This is a genomic window from Methylomagnum ishizawai (assembly GCF_900155475.1).
In the GTDB taxonomy this organism is placed as follows: domain Bacteria; phylum Pseudomonadota; class Gammaproteobacteria; order Methylococcales; family Methylococcaceae; genus Methylomagnum; species Methylomagnum ishizawai_A.
Genome location: NZ_FXAM01000002.1, coordinates 154935 through 172680, shown reverse-complemented (window position 1 = coordinate 172680; position 17746 = coordinate 154935). Strand labels below are relative to the sequence as shown.

Annotated in this window: 16 protein-coding genes; 7 read left to right on the top strand and 9 right to left on the bottom strand. The window is 62.6% G+C overall.

What is annotated here, in order from left to right; genetic code table 11:
* Positions 1 to 49: 49 nt before the first annotated feature.
* The 7 genes from B9N93_RS21495 to B9N93_RS21465 all read right to left on the bottom strand — a co-directional run bounded on the left by B9N93_RS21495 (position 50) and on the right by B9N93_RS21465 (position 8214).
* The gene (locus B9N93_RS21495) at positions 50 to 709 is read right to left on the bottom strand and encodes an ABC transporter ATP-binding protein (protein WP_085216475.1); all 660 of its coding nucleotides are present in this window, start codon (positions 707 to 709) and stop codon (positions 50 to 52) included.
* Positions 706 to 2208, bottom strand: coding sequence for a hypothetical protein (locus B9N93_RS21490; protein ID WP_085216474.1), 1503 nt, complete (start codon positions 2206 to 2208; stop codon positions 706 to 708). Before B9N93_RS21490 ends, B9N93_RS21495 begins: the two co-directional genes overlap by 4 nt.
* A 682-nt stretch (positions 2209 to 2890) precedes the next feature.
* Positions 2891 to 3268: a hypothetical protein gene (locus B9N93_RS21485; RefSeq protein WP_085216473.1), complete on the bottom strand. Its 378-nt coding sequence runs from the start codon at positions 3266 to 3268 to the stop codon at positions 2891 to 2893.
* A gap of 543 nt (positions 3269 to 3811) precedes the next feature.
* Positions 3812 to 4507: a hypothetical protein gene (locus B9N93_RS21480; RefSeq protein WP_085216472.1), complete on the bottom strand. Its 696-nt coding sequence runs from the start codon at positions 4505 to 4507 to the stop codon at positions 3812 to 3814.
* 13 nt (positions 4508 to 4520) lie between these two features.
* Positions 4521 to 4880 carry a copper resistance CopC family protein gene (locus B9N93_RS21475; RefSeq protein ID WP_085216471.1) on the bottom strand — a complete coding sequence of 120 codons (360 nt, stop codon included), beginning with the start codon at positions 4878 to 4880 and terminating at the stop codon, positions 4521 to 4523.
* An 11-nt stretch (positions 4881 to 4891) separates the two neighbouring features.
* The gene (locus tag B9N93_RS21470; RefSeq protein WP_176225387.1) at positions 4892 to 6022 is read right to left on the bottom strand and encodes a sialidase family protein; all 1131 of its coding nucleotides are present in this window, start codon (positions 6020 to 6022) and stop codon (positions 4892 to 4894) included.
* Positions 6023 to 7032: 1010 nt separating this feature from the next.
* Positions 7033 to 8214 (bottom strand): hypothetical protein, encoded by a 1182-nt coding sequence (locus B9N93_RS21465; protein ID WP_085216470.1) that lies wholly within the window; start codon positions 8212 to 8214, stop codon positions 7033 to 7035.
* Between the two features lie 588 nt (positions 8215 to 8802).
* Here B9N93_RS21465 and B9N93_RS21460 point away from each other — a divergent pair.
* Positions 8803 to 9912 carry a major royal jelly family protein gene (locus tag B9N93_RS21460; protein ID WP_254899502.1) on the top strand — a complete coding sequence of 370 codons (1110 nt, stop codon included), beginning with the start codon at positions 8803 to 8805 and terminating at the stop codon, positions 9910 to 9912.
* Positions 9913 to 9923: 11 nt separating this feature from the next.
* Here the strand turns inward: B9N93_RS21460 and B9N93_RS21455 are convergent, their stop codons facing one another.
* Positions 9924 to 10844, bottom strand: coding sequence for a LysR family transcriptional regulator (locus tag B9N93_RS21455; RefSeq protein WP_085216469.1), 921 nt, complete (start codon positions 10842 to 10844; stop codon positions 9924 to 9926).
* Positions 10845 to 11051: 207 nt separating this feature from the next.
* Between B9N93_RS21455 and amoA the strand changes: the two genes are divergently transcribed.
* From amoA to B9N93_RS21435, 4 genes are read left to right on the top strand one after another with little or no spacing between them, the layout of a single operon-like run.
* Positions 11052 to 11804 carry a bacterial ammonia monooxygenase, subunit AmoA gene (amoA, locus tag B9N93_RS21450; RefSeq protein WP_085216468.1) on the top strand — a complete coding sequence of 251 codons (753 nt, stop codon included), beginning with the start codon at positions 11052 to 11054 and terminating at the stop codon, positions 11802 to 11804.
* A gap of 14 nt (positions 11805 to 11818) precedes the next feature.
* A complete protein-coding gene (gene amoB / locus B9N93_RS21445) occupies positions 11819 to 13057 on the top strand; it encodes a bacterial ammonia monooxygenase, subunit AmoB (RefSeq protein ID WP_254899501.1) in 1239 nt (412 codons plus the stop codon).
* A gap of 60 nt (positions 13058 to 13117) precedes the next feature.
* Positions 13118 to 13894, top strand: a complete 777-nt coding sequence (gene amoC / locus B9N93_RS21440) for a bacterial ammonia monooxygenase, subunit AmoC (RefSeq protein WP_085216467.1) — start codon at positions 13118 to 13120, stop codon at positions 13892 to 13894.
* Complete coding sequence (locus B9N93_RS21435) at positions 13884 to 15194, top strand: MFS transporter (RefSeq protein WP_085216466.1); 1311 nt, start codon at positions 13884 to 13886, stop codon at positions 15192 to 15194. The genes amoC and B9N93_RS21435 overlap by 11 nt, the downstream gene beginning before the upstream one ends.
* Positions 15195 to 15403: 209 nt before the next feature.
* On the opposite strand, the gene B9N93_RS21430 is transcribed toward B9N93_RS21435, so the two are convergent.
* Entirely contained in the window at positions 15404 to 15772 is a 369-nt protein-coding gene (locus B9N93_RS21430) for a winged helix-turn-helix transcriptional regulator (RefSeq protein ID WP_085216465.1), read from the bottom strand.
* A 111-nt stretch (positions 15773 to 15883) separates the two neighbouring features.
* On the opposite strand from B9N93_RS21430, the gene B9N93_RS21425 reads away from it, so the two are divergent.
* Positions 15884 to 16660: a glutathione S-transferase family protein gene (locus B9N93_RS21425; protein WP_085216464.1), complete on the top strand. Its 777-nt coding sequence runs from the start codon at positions 15884 to 15886 to the stop codon at positions 16658 to 16660.
* Between the two features lie 362 nt (positions 16661 to 17022).
* Positions 17023 to 17673, top strand: coding sequence for a glutathione S-transferase family protein (locus B9N93_RS21420; RefSeq protein ID WP_085216463.1), 651 nt, complete (start codon positions 17023 to 17025; stop codon positions 17671 to 17673).
* The last annotated feature ends 73 nt before the right edge of the window (positions 17674 to 17746 follow it).

Genomic DNA, 17746 nt, shown 5'->3' with positions numbered 1-17746 from the left:
AGCGGGGTGGAAGCGCGGGGATGGGCTTGCGGCGCGGACCCGCCACGCCTCATCCGCCCCCCGCCGTCAACCGGGTGAAATCGACCACGCGGTCGAAGCGTGGCAGCAATTCATGGTCGTGGGTCACGGCCAGGAGGCTCGCGCCACGGCGTTCGGCGGCGCGGAACAATAGGTCGAGAACGCGGACCTTGTTGGCCGGGTCGAGGTTGCCGGTGGCCTCATCGGCCAGGATCAGGCCCGGTTCCGGCAGCAAGGCCCGGCATACGGCGGCGCGTTGGCGCTCGCCCTGCGAAAGTTGATGCGGCATCCGCCCGAGTTTCGCGCCCAGGCCGACCTCCTCCGCCAGGGCGCGGGCGCGTCCGCACACCGCCCGGTCCAGCCTGAGCGAGGGATTGACCCGGTAGGCGTGGACGATGTTGTCGAACAGGTCGAGATAGTCCAGCAATTCCAATTCCTGGAACACGAAACCGACCCGCCGCGCCCGGAAATCCCGCCGTGCCCCTTCGCCCAGCGCCCGCAACTCCGCGCCATCGACCCGGAGCTGGCCGGATTCGGCCCGCACGATGCCGGAGATCAACTTGAGCAGGGTGGTCTTGCCCGCGCCGCTAGGACCGATGATGGCGAGTTTCTCGCCCGACCCGACCCGGAATTCCGGGATATGCAGCGCGAAGCCGGGATAGCCGAAGCGCAAATCCAAGGCTTCGATCATGAACCCGCCCCCGCGTCCAAGCGTTGCCCGCCCTGGAAATCCAGGGCGGTGATCTTCCAACCGCCGTCCGCGCCGGGATTCAGGCTGAGCCGGGCCGAGTAGAGGTTGTGGCGTTCGTGGCCGTGGCCCCAGTGCGAAACCGTGCCGTGGGCGATCCAGCGGGCATCGGCCACGTAGCCGCCGCCGGGCACGGCCTGGATATCGCTTTGCAACAGTTCGATGCGGTCCACCCGGCCCTCGCCGCCCAGGCCGTCGGTCTGCCGCAGTAAGGCGCGGCGTTGTTGCAGATAGATGTCCGCCAGCAACTCGCCATCCAGGCTCTTGGCGAGGCGGTCGTAGGCGGCTTCCTCGCCGCGTAGGGCGAAGGCACGGTAGGCGTTGTGCAGCAAGGCCGCGAGGGTTTCCGCCGCCGGGGCTTGGTTGGCCCGTCCGACCGCCGCCGGGGCGGGATCGGTGTCGGCGGACGGGGTGGGTTCCAAGGCGTCGGCACGGGACCATTCAAACCGCGGTTGTCCTGGGGTCAGTTCGCCGTCGAAGCTTTCGCGGCCCTGGATGGCGCTGACCGGACGGTGTTGCAAGCCCGGCCCGAACAAATCCCAGTCGAGGGCGATCTGCTGCGCCGGGCGCTCGGTGAGATAGGACAGCATCGCGCCGACCAGGGCGGTGGCAGGGTCGAGACCGGTGCCTTCCGCCACCGGCTGCACGCCCTGGCGGGTGTAGTGTACGAATTCCACCCGGTCGATTTGCGGGGCGATTGCCGCGCCGTCGATCTGCAATGGGTTATGCGCGGCGAGCAAAGCGCCGATCTTTTGTTTCAAGCCGGGCAAGGCGGCAATCGGCGGGATCGCGCCCGGTTCGAGTCCCAAGGGACCGGCCAGATCGGCCCACCTCAATAGCAGTTCGTGGCGGACCTCATAAGGTTCGACATAAAGATAGGAACGCGGCTCGGCATGACCGCGGGCGAACCCGGCATTGTCGAAGCGCGAGCGCCAGGGATCGACCGGGTCCAACCGCAGGGTCTCGGTTTGGGCCAAAGGTGCCAGATCGTTGACCGGTACACCGCGATGCAGGGCGATGATGCCCAAGTCGTAGGCCACTGTCCCCGCGATGGGCGCGAGGCCCAGGGTCCGCGCGGCGGGGGGCAGGGGGTAATCCAAGCCTATTTCGTGGAAGGCCGGAACGCCATTCTCCGCCGGATGGGCGATGGGCGTACCGGTGGGTCGTGCCGTCAAGGTGTGGCCGGCAGCGTCCTTGAACATCAGCAGGGCGGGGGCGACCCGTTCCCAGGATGGCATGGGGTTCGGGAAAGCGGCGAGTTGGGCCAGATGCGGCAGGGCGCTGTCCAAAACCCGCAGGTCCAGATGGATATGGTCGGCTTCGATGCTGATTTCGGCCACCGCGCCATAACGGGAAAATCCGGCCCAATCAGCGGCGGCGGGGTGCAGGGCGAGCGACAAGGAAAGTCCGAGGAGGGCGTGCAATCGGAAACAGGCCATCATGGCGGAACGGCGGGAATAGGTGACTGGAGACAAAGCATGGGCTAAGGTTAACGGAAGAAAACCTGTCGGGATCGGCGGGTTTTGGCTAGGGTTTCCCCCATTTACGGGCCGCTGCTCGGATGAGCTCACGACCCCTTATCAACTTCGCGATGCAAAAAATAGGCGGGTTATTATCAAACGACCCGCCATCAAAAACGGCTTGCGAGTTGTATATGTTTTTTAAAACAGGATTTAATCCTTAGTGAAATCCGCTTTTTTAGATGTCGTCTTACTGGGTTTTAGCGGGGAGGTGTCCGCTATCGCCGTCGGGAGAATTTCCGCAACCCACGGCGGTCATGGACAGTGCGGTTATAAAGAGGACAACCAAAATTTTTTTCATCGCGAGTACCTCAGAATCTATTGTGATAATCGCCACATGGTGGCATTTAAATATTGTACTTTCATTTTTGAAAAAGGCAATTGCGGATTTTTACTCAAATTCAAGACAAGCCACTTGCCATCTATCGATAAAGGTCTATAAACCTTGAATAGGCGTCGTATCAATGCGGGTTTGTTATAGGGCACCGATCCTGATAAAAAGCCCCGTCCGCCAAGCCCTGAAAGTTCGGCGGGCGGGGCCGTTCCAATCCAACTAGGCGTTATAGGGTGGGTGGTTTCAACCCTCCCGCGCCGACGCGGAATCTCAAAGTTTGCCTTCCTTCTTGTAGTAGTCTACTTCGGAGTCCAGCTTTTCCTTACAGTGCTGCAACTCGGTGATGGCTTCGGCAGTGTTGTTGGCCTCCAGGGCGGCGATGGCCTTCTTGGTGGTCGAAGAGCCGACTTCCATCGGCATAGTGCTGATTTCCTTGTAGGAAGCGACGGCGGTCTTGCGGGCGGCTTTGGCGGATTCCAGAGCGGCGGCGGTATCGCCTTTCTGCGCGGCTTCCAGCGCTTTGGTGCAGCTTTGCTGGACTTCGACCAAGCCTACCGGCGGATTCGCGTAACGCCCACCCGCGAAACCCACACTCGCGATGGAACCCAGCAACAACACCGAACCGGCTTGAACAATAATGCCTCTCATGGGGCGTATCCTCGTTTGATATTTTCATGACTATGGTGGATGGGGAATCCAGTGAGCCCGTATTCCCATTCATTGATCGACAGCGTTCTCTTTTTTCCTTGCGCCAGGCGATATGGCATCGAAGTCCGCCGGGTGGGTTTTAATACCCTGGTTCTTGCCATGGATTGGAAAATCCATGGCGCGGATCAGTCTAGGCGGGCGGATATTTGCCGATATCCAGAGCCGACACACGCCATGAGGCCACCAGGCCAAACAGAGAGGCTGTCGATCATTTTTAGCACATTCTATGCCACATTTATTTATGGTAGGAATGGCAGGTGATTTGACGGATTACCCAATAATATCGGCGATGTTATTGTGCGATATACCGCAATGGTATTTGTGATAGAACGTATTCCGGGATATTCAACAGGGTCGTGGAACGATGGATGATTATTTCTAATATCGCCGCCGGTCCTGGAAGCCGTAAAAAAACCCGCCTACCGATAGGGTGGGCGGGTTTGCTGCTAGGGGGACCGTTTTGCAGCGGACCTGTGTTGAGATTCAGCCGGTCTTGACCTGTGTCGTCCCGCCTTCGGGGGGGATCGGCGTCGGGCGCGATTTCGGCCAGTATTTCTGCCAGGTGCGGAAGCCGATGATGCCCATGACCCCGAAGAACAGGATGACCACCGCCCCGGTGAAGCGGCCCGCGAACTTGTTGTAATCGGTGGGCGGTGGCAAGCCCACGCTGAACGGGATGCGTAGACGGTCGTCTTCGGTGATGGGACCGTCGCCGATGGTGGCGATCAGGGCGTAGTGGCCGGGATGGGTGATTTCGATGTGGGTGTCGGCGGTACCGCTCCGGTAGATTTTGGCCGGGGTTTCGGCCAGGGTGCTTTTGGCTTCGGGGGGACGGCCACCGTTCGGATCGACATCCTCCTCCACCACGCTGAGCGCGATGGGCGTGGATCGGGTGTCGCGGTCCAGTAGGTCGATGCTCAGGTAGACCTTGCCGAGGTTGGGCACTTCTTGGCAGTACTTGGCGAAGTTGGTGTTTTCACCCTTGTTGCGGCCTTCCTGCAGGGCTGAGAAGTGTACGGCGTAGAAGTCGTTGGCGACCAAGCAGTCCATGTTGGAACCGGAATAGGACTGGCGGGCATTGAACGGGTCGCGGGGCGCGGTGGCGGCTTCCGCCGGGGTGTGCAACGCCAGCGCGGCTAAGAGGACCGGGAAGCCGGCCAAGCGGGTTTTATCGGACATCTGCGCTACCTCCTCAGGGGGTTTTGATTTGGAAGGAGTACTTGCCGCTGACCACATGGCCGTCGGCGGAAAGTACCCGGTATCTCACGACGTATTGGCCGGGCGGAAGCGGTTCCACCGAGGCGCGGAGATGGGAATGGTCGGTGAAGTCCAATCGGGCGTCGTGCTTGTCCACCCGCTTGCCAGCCGCGTCGATGACCGCGAGAGCCAGGAATTCCTCGCCCACGGCGTCGTTGAAGGTCAGTAACACTTCCGCCGGGGGCAGGGCTAGGACCGCCTCTTTTTCGGGTTGAGCTTTCACCAGGATGGCATGGGCGTGGGCGGTGGGGAACATGCCCAGGAACGCCAGCGCTAGAAGGATTCGTTTGAACATCGTCGCGTCCGTCAGATTGGGAAATCGGCCAGCGCCCAGGTTTTGCCGCCGCCGGGCCGGGCTTCGGTCCAGAACACCCGGAATCCCGATTCGGTCGCCACTATCCTGGGATGGTCGGCTTCGGTGTCGGGTGGGGTCAGGACCAGGGGTTCGGACCAATGGCGGCCCCCGTCGCGGGAGCGCATGGCGTAGACCGGACTGCCCTGGTCGGTGTGCTTGGTGAAGGCCAGGGCTAGTTTGGTGGCCGAGATCGCCGCGATATCGCCGCCGTAGCTATCACCGTCGCCCACCCGCAGGGGCGCTGACCAGGTTTTTCCGGCGTTGGTCGAATTCAGGTAATACAAGCCGGGCGCGGTTTCCCGCCCGGTCCAGACCAAGCTGTGCAATGTGGTCCCTTGGGGAGTCCGGGTCGCGGCCAAGCTGCCGCCGCAATGGGGACAGCCGGTGAAATGCCAAGAGAAGTCGCCCACCGCCGCGCCATCCGTCCGCCAGCGGGCGGATTCGGGCGGGCGCAGAGCCAGCCGCATGTCGTGCGGCTCGGTGTCGCGGTACAGTACCGCCACGGTTCGGTTCGGCAAGACCTGTAGCTGGTTCCAGCAACAAGTACAGACCTTTGGGTCCAAGGTGGTTTCCGGTTGCCAATGGTGCCCGCCATCGTTGGATTGCGTGTAGCGGAGTCCTTGGGCATCGCCTTGCTCATCGCGGTCGTCCAGCCAGGCCAGATGCGCTTGGCCTTTCGTATCCAAGGCCAGGGCGGGATAGCTTTGGTTGTTTGTACTGTCGCCGCTGGCTGGGTTCGTGCCGGATCGCCAGGTCTTGCCGCCGTCCTGGGATAGGGCGCTGTGCAAAGGACCGGTGCCGGGCAATTCACCTTGGGCCTGCCAGACCGCGACCATCCTTTGCCCTCGTACCGCTAGGCGGGCATCGTTGCCGCGCCGGGCGAGGACCGGGGTTGTGTCGGGACCGGTCACGAACACTGGAGGCTGCCAAGTTTTGCCGCTATCGCGCGAAACCACATAGGCCAGGGTATCGGCTGGTCTTTGGGCGAACCGGCCGGCTAGCAGCGCATGGATCGCTCCAGCCTCGGCCACGACATCGAGGCTGCGGACCTTGAACAAACCGTCGATGACCGGATAACTCACCGTCCCGCTCGCCCCAGCCGGGATGGAACCGGCCAAGATAGCCGTCCACAACAAGGTTCCGGTCCGGCTGGGGTGCAGGGACCGTTTGGGCTTGGGTTTCCGCCGTGGCTTTGGGGAACGGGCGGCTGGGTTTGGACCGCTGCCCTGGTGGCGGTGGAAATCGGATTTCATGGAATGGAGGCTGGGCCGGTGGATGGGCAAAACCCATCACAAAAGCCGTGCCAGCTCGATCTCCCTGTTTAAACAACGGCTTGGCAGGATGGCCCAGGTCGATGTTGCGGGTATTGGCGGTAGCTTATGCCGCTATATGGCGGAGTGTGCGAAATAACCGGTGGAGCGCTTGTGGAGTGCGCGGCGTGGCGCATTCTGGGAGTTTGGGCTTGGCAGGGTGGTCCGGCCATAGGCTGTTTGGAAACTAGATACTCCTGGTTGGCTTTGCCGCCGACCTGAGATTCTCCGGGGCGGGGGTTTCCGTCCTTGGACGGGGGGTAACCCGGTTGATCGGGTTGGCGTATCGGTGGTCGGTTGGCGGGGGCGTTCCCGCTGCCCTGCGTGTTGTTTTTGCACAACAGTCCGGGGTTTCTCCTGGCCGGAAGGTTAAGAAGAAGGATAAAAGAAGAATAAAGAAGAATAGGCGCGGATTTTTTGTTTTTTTTATATTTTAAATCAATAACTTATGAGCGTTTTTCGGCGCGACCCGTCAGCTATAACTACCAGGAAGGCCGTTTTCGGGCTGTTTTTAGGCCTATTTCTGGTTCTTTTAAACCAATCCGTCAGCTATAACTACCGCCCCCTCCACGACCCGTCAGCTATAACTACCGGATTTTGCCCGACCCGTCAGCTATAACTACCGCTTTTTCGCCGACCCGTCAGCTATAACTACCGTCAAACCCCCCGACCCGTCAGCTATAACTACCAGCGACCCCCCTCAAAAAACCCTGCCGTCACCTATAACTACCGCGACCCGTCAGCTATAACTACCGGAAAATGGCCCGACCCGTCAGCTATAGCTACCGCTTTTTGCCGGGAACGGCTAAGTTATCCACAGACTTATCCACAGTTTCGGCGGGCGGTTCCAGGGCCAGGGCCTGCCGTTTGTTGGCCGCCTTGGTCTGGGCCACGAAGTCGCGGGAGGCCGTCAGGGTGTAGACCACATCTTCCAGCCGGCCGCGGGTGCCGGTCATGGGTTGCTTCTTGAAATCCATCAGAACCCCTCCGGCCTTGAGTTCCTCCAGGGCCGCGTCCAGGGCGGCCACCGCCTGGCGTTGCTGCTGGTAGCCCTCCAGCAGGGCGCTGTCGCGCTTGACGGTGCCGTAGCGTATCTCGAAGGTGGTGACCATGCTGGCGAAGGTGAACTTGAGCGAGAGCTGTTTGTGCAGCCAGCGCGCCAGCTGCGTGGTGTAGGCCATCATCTGGGCGTAGTTGAATTGGCGGTAGTCGAGGGCGTCCATGGCCTGGGTGATGAGCGGATGGAACTGGACGATCCATTTGGCTTCCGGGTCCTCCGACAGCTTGCTCCTCGACACCGCCGACAACCCCGAGAAATAGGAGCTGACCGTGAAGCCCTCCCCGCCCTTGGCGTCCACGGCGCGGATCTCGATATTGCTGCGGGCCAGGATGTTGAGGCTGAGGACGATCTGTTGGTAGGAGCGGGCGTGGCCGCGCTTCCTGAGTTCCTCGCGCAGCATGTGCAGGGTGAACACCACGCCGCTGCGGTAGTTGGGCCGGTCGAAGAAGGCGTTGCGCTGCTCGGTGGCGATCTTGCGCAGGGCGTCCTCGATGAGTTCCTCGTTGGCGCTGGGGTAGTAGTCGGTCTCGGTGCGGGTTTTCTCGTCGAAGATGCGGGCGGCCTGGATGCGGACCTCGAAGGGGCGGCCGCGGTATTGGAAGGTGATTTGTTGCAGGCCCAGGAAGCCCTTTTCCTTGCGGATCTTGGTCATCTGCTGGCGCGACACGGCGTAGCGCGGCAGGCTGTCCCACAGGTCGAAGGTGTTGGAGAGCCGTTCGCGTTCGTCGGGCCCGTTGCAGAGGAAGAAGCGGAACAGGTCGATCTGGCGGCTCCCGAAGTCCGCCTCGGTGGGCGGCAGCACGGGCGGATGGGCGTCCTGGGTGGCGGGCGCGGCGGGTGTCGCGTCCGGTTCGGCGGCGGGCTTGGCGGCGGGCCGTTTGTGGGTGGTTTTGGGGCTTTTCATGCGGGTTCGGTGTGGGGTTGGTGGAGGCGGTGCTGAGCGCATTTTCATATCGCTTGTACGGCATAGCCAGCGCCGCGCAGGTAGCGCGGCTGACTAATGCCAACGTTGGCGGTGGTTGCCCAAAACGCCGCGATTGTCCGCTTCCCAGGGTCTTCAGTGAGGATGTCCGCTCGATGGGGTGGGGCCGGGGCTGTGGGTGGCAGGGGCGGGCCGGACATGGGGCCAGGAAGTCGCCACGGTGGGAGGCAAACCACGCCCTGTTCCGGCGCGGTTGATGCCGGGGTCCGTGGCATCGCGCTTTCCCGACCAAGCGCTTGATTGATATGGGGGATGTGCGTATTTCGGCATCTTAGCAAAAGACCCCGGAACTCATATAGGGCCATCGGTATTTTCCAGTGGCGCGTTCTCCGGCCAGATCGCCGTTCTCCCGTCGCCGGGAGAACTTGAAGGTCGGGTATATCTTCCAAGCCGGTCCCTGCTTATCGATTGCTTCGATAACGCCATGAAAAAAGGCCATTTTCCCATCAAAGCCCAGGCGCGTAGCGTTGGACCCCGATTCAAACCCGGTTCGTCCAACGGAGTCCCGCCATGCCTAGCTTCAAACAATCCATCCTCCATGCCGCCTTGGCAATGGCCCTGGCTATGTCCGTCCAGGCCTCCGCCGAGCCCTCGACCTACGATATCGTGGCACGGCTCAACCAAGGACCCGGCAACGTCACCGTGACCGAGACGGGCCGGGTCATCATGAGCCAGCATCAGTTTTACGAACCCGCCTATTCGGTGGTCGAACTCAAGGGTACCGATGCCATCGTGCCCTTTCCCAATGCGGCCCTGAACGACCGGACCGGAATGCCGGGCCTGAAGCTCGATTCGGTGCTGGGCCTCCGCGCCGCGCCGGATGGCGTCGTGTGGATGCTGGACAATGGGATGCGCAGCGGTGTCACGCCCAAACTGGTGGGCTGGGATACCCAGGCGGATCGCTTGCATCGGGTCATTTACCTGCCGCCGCCGGTCACTCCCAAGGACCAGTTCGTCAACGATTTCGCCGTCGATCCCGTCCACCGGCGCATATTCATCAGCGATCCGGCGGGCGGGGCGGACGCGGCGCTGATCGTGGTCGATGTGGAAACCGGCGCGGCGCGGCGGGTTTTGCAGGGTCATCCCTCCGTGGTGCCGGAGAATGTCGATTTGGTCATCGACGGGAAGCCCTTGCAGGTCAAGGACGCCCAGGGTCATTGGGTCCGGCCTCACATCGGCGTCAACCCGATCACCGAGGATTTACAAAACGAGTGGGTTTATTTCGGTCCCATGCACGGCCATGGCCTGTACCGGATCAAAGCCGCCGACCTGGCCGACGACCAGCTACCGCCCGAAACCTTGAGCCAACGGGTCGAGCGCTATGCCGACAAGCCCATTTCCGATGGCATCAGCATCGACCGCGACGGCAATATCTATCTTGGCGAATTGGCGGAAAACGCCATCGGGGTCATCACCCCGGATCGGAAATACCGGCGGCTCAGCCAGTGCCCGAACCTGTCCTGGGTGGACTCCTTCAGCTTCGGCCCGCAGGGCTGGCTGTACGCCGTGGTCAACAAGCTGCACCAGTCGGCTCCCTTGAACGGCGGCGAGAACCTCTCCAAGCCGCCGTATTTCCTCATCCAGACCAAACCTTTGGCCTTTGGTCAAGCGGGCCGGTAAATCCACCCGCCTTACCCCCCTAACAACCGGCTCACCTCGGCGATCCGCTCCCGTAGCCAGAGGTGGGCCGGTTCTTTTTCGCGCACCGGGTGGTAAATCATCGCCAAATCGTAGGCCGGCAGTTCGATGGGTACCGACAGGATTCGCAGCGGCACCAGTGCCGCCACGCGCTCGGCGATGCGTAGCGGCAGGGACAGCACCAAGTCGGTCCGGGCGACGATCAGCGGGGCGGACAGGAAATGCGGCACGGTCAAGGCGATCCGCCGTTCCAAGCTCCGCTCGGCCAGCCATTCGTCGATGATGCCCGCCTTGGTGCCGGTGCGGGAAATCAGCAGATGCGGCAGGGCGACGTATTGCTCCAGCCCGAGTTGTTCCCCCACCGCCGGATGGTCCGCCCGGACCACGCAGGCCATCCGGTCCTCGAATAGCTTCTCCACCTGGCACTGGGTGGGCGGTTTGAGGATGGCCGAAAACCCCAGCACCACATCCAAATCGCCGTTTTCCAAGTCTTCCGCCGGGAAGGCGGCTTCCGTGCGCTTGACGTGGATATCCACACCCGGCGCCAGGAGGCCGATGCGCTCGATCAGCGGCGGCAGGAGCAGGAATTCCATGTAGTCGGTGGCGGCGATGACGAAACGCCGCTGGCTGCTGCCGGGATCGAAGCGCTCGGGCACTTGGATGACCCGCTCCACATCCCGGAGGATCGCCCGCACCGGCTCGACCAGGGCCAAGGCCCGCTCGGTGGGTTTCATGCCGGTATGGGTCCGCACCAGGACCGGATCGTCCAGTTGCTGCCGCAGCCGTTGCAGGATGTGACTCATGGTCGATTGGGTCACGAACATCTTCTCCGCCGCGCGGGAGACGTTCAGTTCCCGCATCAGCACCTCGAAGGCCACCAGCAGGTTCAAGTCGAATTGACGTAGATCGGACATGCTCGTCGCGCCTATTAATTTTGCCCATGCCGCCATGAAAACTAAGCATTTCACGGACTTGGGCGGAATCCCTAAAGTCTCGCCATCGTAGCGCACGGCCCGGTCCGGCCCCAATCCCCCCAGGAAGCGGACAGGCCGGGCGCTACGAGCCTCAAAAAGCCCATCGCATCTCGGCGCTACCGGGACGATTCAAAGGAGAAACCCATTATGGCAGCCCATCTGCTCGATCTTCCGCCCCAGCCTTATACCGGGGAGAAAGCGCGGCTCAGCCGCGCCTACGATTACCTCATCCTGGTGCTGGCCCTGTTCCTGTTTATCGGCGCTTTCCATCTGCATGTCGCCCTGACCGTGGGCGATTGGGACTTCTGGCAGGATTGGAAGGACCGCCAATGGTGGCCGCTGATCACGCCGCTGATGATGATTACCTTCCCGGCAGCGGTGCAAGCCGTGATGTGGGAGCGTTTCCGGCTACCGCTGGGCGCGACCCTGTGCATCTCGGCGCTGCTGATCGGCACCTGGGTGGCGCGGATTTTCGCCTATCACTACTGGAACTATTTCCCCATCAATATGGTGCTGCCCGCGACCCTGCTGCCCAGCGCCCTGGTGTTGGACGCGATCCTGATGCTGACCAACAGCCTGACCTTCACCGCGATTTTCGGCGCTTCCGCCTTCGCGCTGCTGTTCTATCCCAGTAACTGGCCGATGTTCGCCATGTTCCATGTGCCGGTGGAACTCGGCCATGCCCAACTCACGGTCGCCGATTTGTTCGGCTTCCAATACATCCGCGCCGGGATGCCGGAATACCTGCGCATCATCGAGCGCGGCACCTTGCGCACCTACGGCCAATACGCCGCGCCCTTGGCGGCGTTCTGTTCGGCCTTGCTGTGTTCGCTGATGTACGTGATCTGGTGGCACCTCGGCAAGTGGTTCGCCACCGTGCGTTTCTTGAAAAAAATCTGAAGGAGGAGGAACCCATGATGCTCAAGACACTGATGCGGCGCTGGATCGTTCCGGCATTGGCCCTGGTGGGCTTGGCGGCGGGGTCGCCGACCGTCTCCGCCCATGGCGAGAAGGCGCTGGAGCCTTTCATCCGCACCCGCACCATCCAGTTCTACGATGTGGCCTGGTCGAAGCCGGAAATGCAGGTCAACGACGAAGTGGCTGTGACCGGGCGCTTCCATGTGGCCGACGATTGGCCGGTCGGCGTGCCCAAGCCGGAAGCCGCCTTCCTCAATATGTCCTCACCCGGCCCGGTGTTCATCCGCACCGAACGCACCCTGAACGGCCAGCCCTGGCTCAATTCGGTATCGCTCAAGCCCGGCGGCGACTACGAATTCAAGGTCATGCTCAAGGCGCGGTTGCCGGGGCGCTACCACATCCATCCATTTATGAACCTGAGGGATGCGGGGCCGGTACAGGGTCCGGGGCAATGGATCGAGGTGGGTGGTGACGCCGCCGCTTTCGATAACCGGGTGACGGCCCTGAATGGCGCAACCATCGACATGGAGAGCTATGGACTCGCCAACGGCGTGTTCTGGCATGCGCTATGGATCGCCGCCGGGCTGGCCTGGCTGCTGTGGTGGGTGCGCCGGCCCTTGTTCCTGCCCCGCCACAAAATGCTGTTGGCGGGCCGGGAGGAAGCCTTGATCACGCCCTTGGACAAGACCCTCGCCAAGGCGATCCTGGTGGCGGTGCCGGTGGTGGTGCTGGGGGCCAATGCCATGGCGCAGAGCCGCTATCCCGATACGATCCCCTTGCAGGCCGCCTTGGACCGCATCGACCCCTTGCCGCCCGAGGTCAACAACGGCGATGTCCGGGTCAGGCTGGAGCGGGTGGAATACCGGGTGTCCGACCGGGCCATGGTGTTGATCGCGCGCATCGACAACCACACCGGGAAGCCGATCCGGGTCGGCGAGTTCACCACCGCCAATCTGCGTTTCCTCGATCCCCTGGTGGCCGGGCCGCTGCCAGCCGGCCCCGATGGCTTGGTGGCTTCGGAAGGTTTGCGGATCGACGACCCCGCGCCCATAGCGCCCGGCGAAACCCGCCAGGTGCGCATCACCGCCACCGACTCCGGTTGGGAAACCGAGAAGCTCGACGGCTTGATCCGCGATGCCGACAGCCGCCTCGGTGGCCTGCTGTTCTTCTTCGACGCGGACGGCCGGCGTAGCATCGCCAGCGTCTCGGCGGCGGTGATCCCGAGCTTCAATTGATCCGCCGGACGGGCGTTCCTTCAATCCCGTCCTGTTCCACCCCCACCCATAGGAAACATCATGGCTATCAACACGCACGATCATCCCGTGGCCACCGTGGCCACAGCGCATCAGCCCCCTTGGTATCTCAGGGATGTCTACACATACCTGGGCGCATTCGGTGTCCTGACGACGATCTACATGGGCCTCAGGGTCTACCAAGGTGCCTTTGCCGTGACCACGGGTCTCGATTCCACCCTGCCCGAGTACGAGACCTATTGGATGCGGCTGTTCTACTTGGAACTGGCCGCGATCACCGCCACGATGGCCGGTATCTGGGGCTATCTGTGGACTACCCGCGACCGCAACCTGGACACGCTGGAACCCAAGGAGGAAATCCGCCGCTATTTCACCCTGACCATGTGGATCAGCGTCTACACCTTCGCCGTGTATTGGGCCGGTAGCTATTTCGCCGAGCAGGACAATTCCTGGCATCAGGTGGTGCTGCGGGATACGCCCTTCACCGCCAATCACATCGTCGAGTTCTACTTCAATTTCCCGCTCTACATCATCCTCGGCGGTTCGGCCTGGCTCTACGCCCGCACCCGGTTGCCCCTGTACGCGCGGGAAATTTCGCTGCCGCTGACCTTGGCGGTATTCGGTCCCTTCATGATCTTCGTCAGCGTCGGCTTCAACGAATGGGGCCACACCTTCTGGTTCCGCGAGGAGTTCTTCGCCGCACCGATCCATTGGGGCTTCGTGGTCGGGGTGTGGTTCGCCCTGGGCGTGGGCGGCATCTTGTTGCAGCAGGTGGCCCGCATCACCGAACTGCTGGACCGGATCGAGGATGCGCCGTAATCGCAAGCGCGGGGCGGGCGGACGGCGGGGAACGCCCCCGCCGTCCGCGCGGAAACCCCACACCGGCCCACACCGCGCTTGGATCATTCTCGCGGTGTGCTTCGTCATCCTTTTGGCGGCGGCGGTGGTGCGCTCGGTGCCGGGCCTCATCCTGGTGTCCCTGGAGCGCGAATTCGGCTGGAGCCGGGAGACCATCACCCTGGCGGTGTCGGTCAACATGTTGTTGTTCGGGCTGGCCGGTCCTTTCCTGGGGCGGCTGATGGACTTGTACGGGCCACGCCGCATCGCCCTGTGGACCTTGGGTTTGATCGCCCTGGGCACCGCCGGAACCCTGTGGATGCGGGAATCCTGGCAGATGATCCTGCTGTGGGGTGTGGTGGTGGGGCTGGGCTCGGGCGGGCCGTCGATGATTCTGGGCGCGGCGGTGGCGAACCGCTGGTTCGTGGCCCGGCGCGGGCTGGCCCTGGGTATTTTGGGCGCGGCCATGTCGGCGGGGCAGTTGATTTTCACGCCGTTCCTGATGCGCTTGACCTTGGAGCAGGGCTGGCGGGCGGCGACGCTGTTCGTGGCGGTGGTTTTGGGCGTGGTGGTGTGGCCCTTGGCGCTGATTTTCCTGCGCGACGACCCGGAGACCCTGGGGCTCCAGCCCTACGGTGCCAGCGGTTCCGCCATCCCGCCCCAACGCCCCGACCCCCACCCGATGCGGGTGGCTTTGCGCAGTCCGTTGTTCTGGCTGCTGGCCTTGAGCTTCGGCATCTGCGGCCTGACCACCTCGGGGCTGTTCCAAACCCATTTGATCGCCCATGGCGTCGAGCATGGTTTCTCCGAGATGACCCTGGCGGCCTCGTTGGGCGTGATGGGCGCGGCGGATATTTTCGGGACCGTCGGTTCGGGCTGGATTTGCGACCGCTTCGGGGCGCGTTGGCCGCTGGCCGGGTATTATCTCTTGCGCGGCGCGTCCTTGCTGGCGCTGCCGTTCGTGGATTCCACCGGGGAACTGCTGGTTTTCTCCGTGGTGTACGGGCTGAACTGGCTGTCCACCGTGCCCGCGACCTCGGCCCTGGCGGCGGATGGTTTCGGGCGGCGCAACGTCGGCGTGGTGTTCGGTTGGATATTCTTCGCGCATCAGGCCGGGGCCGCCCTCGCCGCCTATGGCGCGAGTTATCTGCGGGCGCTGTCCGGGGATTATCTCCCGGTGTTCGCCCTGGCCGGGGTGTTGGCCTGGCTTGGCACGGGGTTGATTTTGAGCCTGCGGCAGGAAAAACCCTCTCCGGCCTTGGCGGATCGCGGCCTACCCTAGGCGGGCCAAAAGGGTCGGGTTCAATCGCGGTGTCGTCGGCTGCCGATTGAACGATGAACAAGTTCCGGGGATTCGCCCGTGGCTGGAAGTCACCGGACCTTCGCGCCCGCTGTGGAATACTCGGCCATTTTCGAATCTGGCACCGAAATATCTTTCCCTCGCCGGGTGCCCAAAAGAAGATTTGGATCGGCGCTGGCTGTACATGGGGTTCACCCCGACCGTTGCCAGCGCGGGAATACCGTCGAGCCCGGCACGTGCTTTTTGGCCCAATCGGCCATGGCCTCCAGGATCGGCAGCAGTTCCCGGCCCTTGGTGGTCAGTCCGTACTCGTATCGCAGCGGCTTCTCGCAATACGCCTTCCTCTCCACCACGGCGGCTTGCTCCAGTCTCTTCAGGCGGTCGGCCAGGATGTTTGTCGGGATGCCTTCCGGGGATTGGGCAAACTCGCCGTAGCGGGCCTTGCCCAGCATCAGGTCGCGGACGACCAGCAAGGTCCATTTGTCGCCGAACAGGTCCAGCACATTCGCCACCGGGCACGGGGAACGCCCGTAAGCCGGCATGTCATCGTTCTCGTTCATATAAATTGGGTTCTTGGAAAAAGTTACTTGCAATATGCAAGCGACCTCTCTAACGTGTGGTCGCTTTTAAAATGAAAGTAACTATAACATCGCGCCATCCCGAGGAACTCCATGATCGTGCTGTATCAATTTCCCCGTTTCTGGGGAATCCCCAACCCGAGCCAGTTCTGCGTCAAGATCGAAACCTATCTACGCCTCGCCCAACTCCCCTACCGCACCGAAACCGCCATTCCGTTCCAAGCCCCCTTGGGCAAACTGCCGTTCATCGTGGATGGGGACAGGAAGATCGGCGACTCCCGGCTGATCGTCGAGCATCTGAAAACCACCTACGGGGACCCGCTCGACAATTGGCTGTCGCCTGGGCAGAAGGGGATTGCCGTGGCCCTACAGCGGTTGTTGGAAGAACACCTCTATTGGGTGGGCATGCTGACCCGTTGGGATTATTCGGAGCGCAACTGGCGGGTGAACCGGCAGGCGATTTTTGGCTGGCTGCCGCCGGTCGTCCGTGACCTGGGCGCGTTCTATTATCGCCGCCGGATCAAGGGGCAATTGCTCGGCCACGGACTCGGTAGGCTGTCGGAGGAAGCCGCGTTCGCACTGGGCCGGGAAGATATCGACGCGCTGGCCGAATTCCTCGCCGACAAGCCTTATTTCATGGGGGACCGGCCTTGCAGCCTGGACGCCTCCGCCTATGGCATCTTGGTCAACACGCTGGGGTGCCCCATCGAATCACCGCTCAAGGACCATGCCCTGACCAGGACCCATCTGGTGGACTATTGCCGCCGTCTCCAAGCCGAATGTTTCCCGGAATTGCCGTGGGGGACGGATAGCGCGGAACGGCCAGCCAGCGGCGACGCAATCGGCGGGGCCGTCCATGCGGTTGTATGAGACGCCGGGTACCCGCCCGGCCCGCTGCCGGGCTAGGAATCTGTCGGACTTCCCAAGCGCAAAGCAGCGCTTGTACACGCATATTTGACGATGCATCGAGCTTGGATGATCGAAGATTCACGTAGAACCGCCAAAATTGGCTGCCTATGGCGCGAGTCATCTGCGGGCGCTATCCGGGGATTGTCTCCCGGTGTTCGCCCTGGCCGGGGTGTTGGCCTGGCTTGGCGCGGGGTTGATCCCCTGCCTCAGACCGGGGGAGCGGTCCTGGCCCGCGCTTGAATTTCCCGCCCAGATTCCCATCGGCCGCTGGATGGTTTACCTTTCCGCCCGTTGGCCTGGACTTGATCACGAGGAATACCGCCATGTCCCTGGAGTTCTATTACCTGTCCGGTTCGCCCTTTGCCTGGAAAGTCTGGCTGGCGCTGGAACACAAGCGCATTCCCTATACGCTCCGCCTGATGAGCGTCGATGCCGGCGACCTGAAAACACCCGCCTACCGGGCCATCAACCCCCACGGTAAGGTGCCCGCCATCGTTCACGATGGCTTCGTGCTGTACGAGTCTTCCGCCATTGTGGAATACCTGGAAGAGGCGTTCCCGGAGTCCGGCCCGCCGCTCTGGCCCACCGATCCGCGGCTGCGGGCCGTCGGGCGGCGGTTGGCGGCGGAGGCCGAAGGTTTCCTCTATCCGCCGATCCGCCAGGTGTTCGAGCAACTGATACTGCGCCGCGACGGCCCGCCCGACGAGGCGGTGCTGGTCAAGGCCCGCGCCATCGCGGGTAAGAAGATGGCGCTGCTGGCGGAATCGCTACGGGGGCCGTTGTTCCTGGGCGATCCACCGACCCTTGCCGATTACGCGGTATATCCCCTGACCGCCCTTTGGGTCCGGCTGGGAACCCGCCGCCCGGACCTGGACCTGGCGGGGGCGATTCCCCCGGCGTTGGCGGACTGGCGGGCGCGGATGGAAGCCCTGCCGTATCTCGACGCCACCTGGCCGCCTCACTGGCGCGGATAAGGACCGTGCCCTTGGGGAATTCCCCCCCGACACCCGGATTGGCAAGGACGAACGCCGATTGGACGCAAAGCGG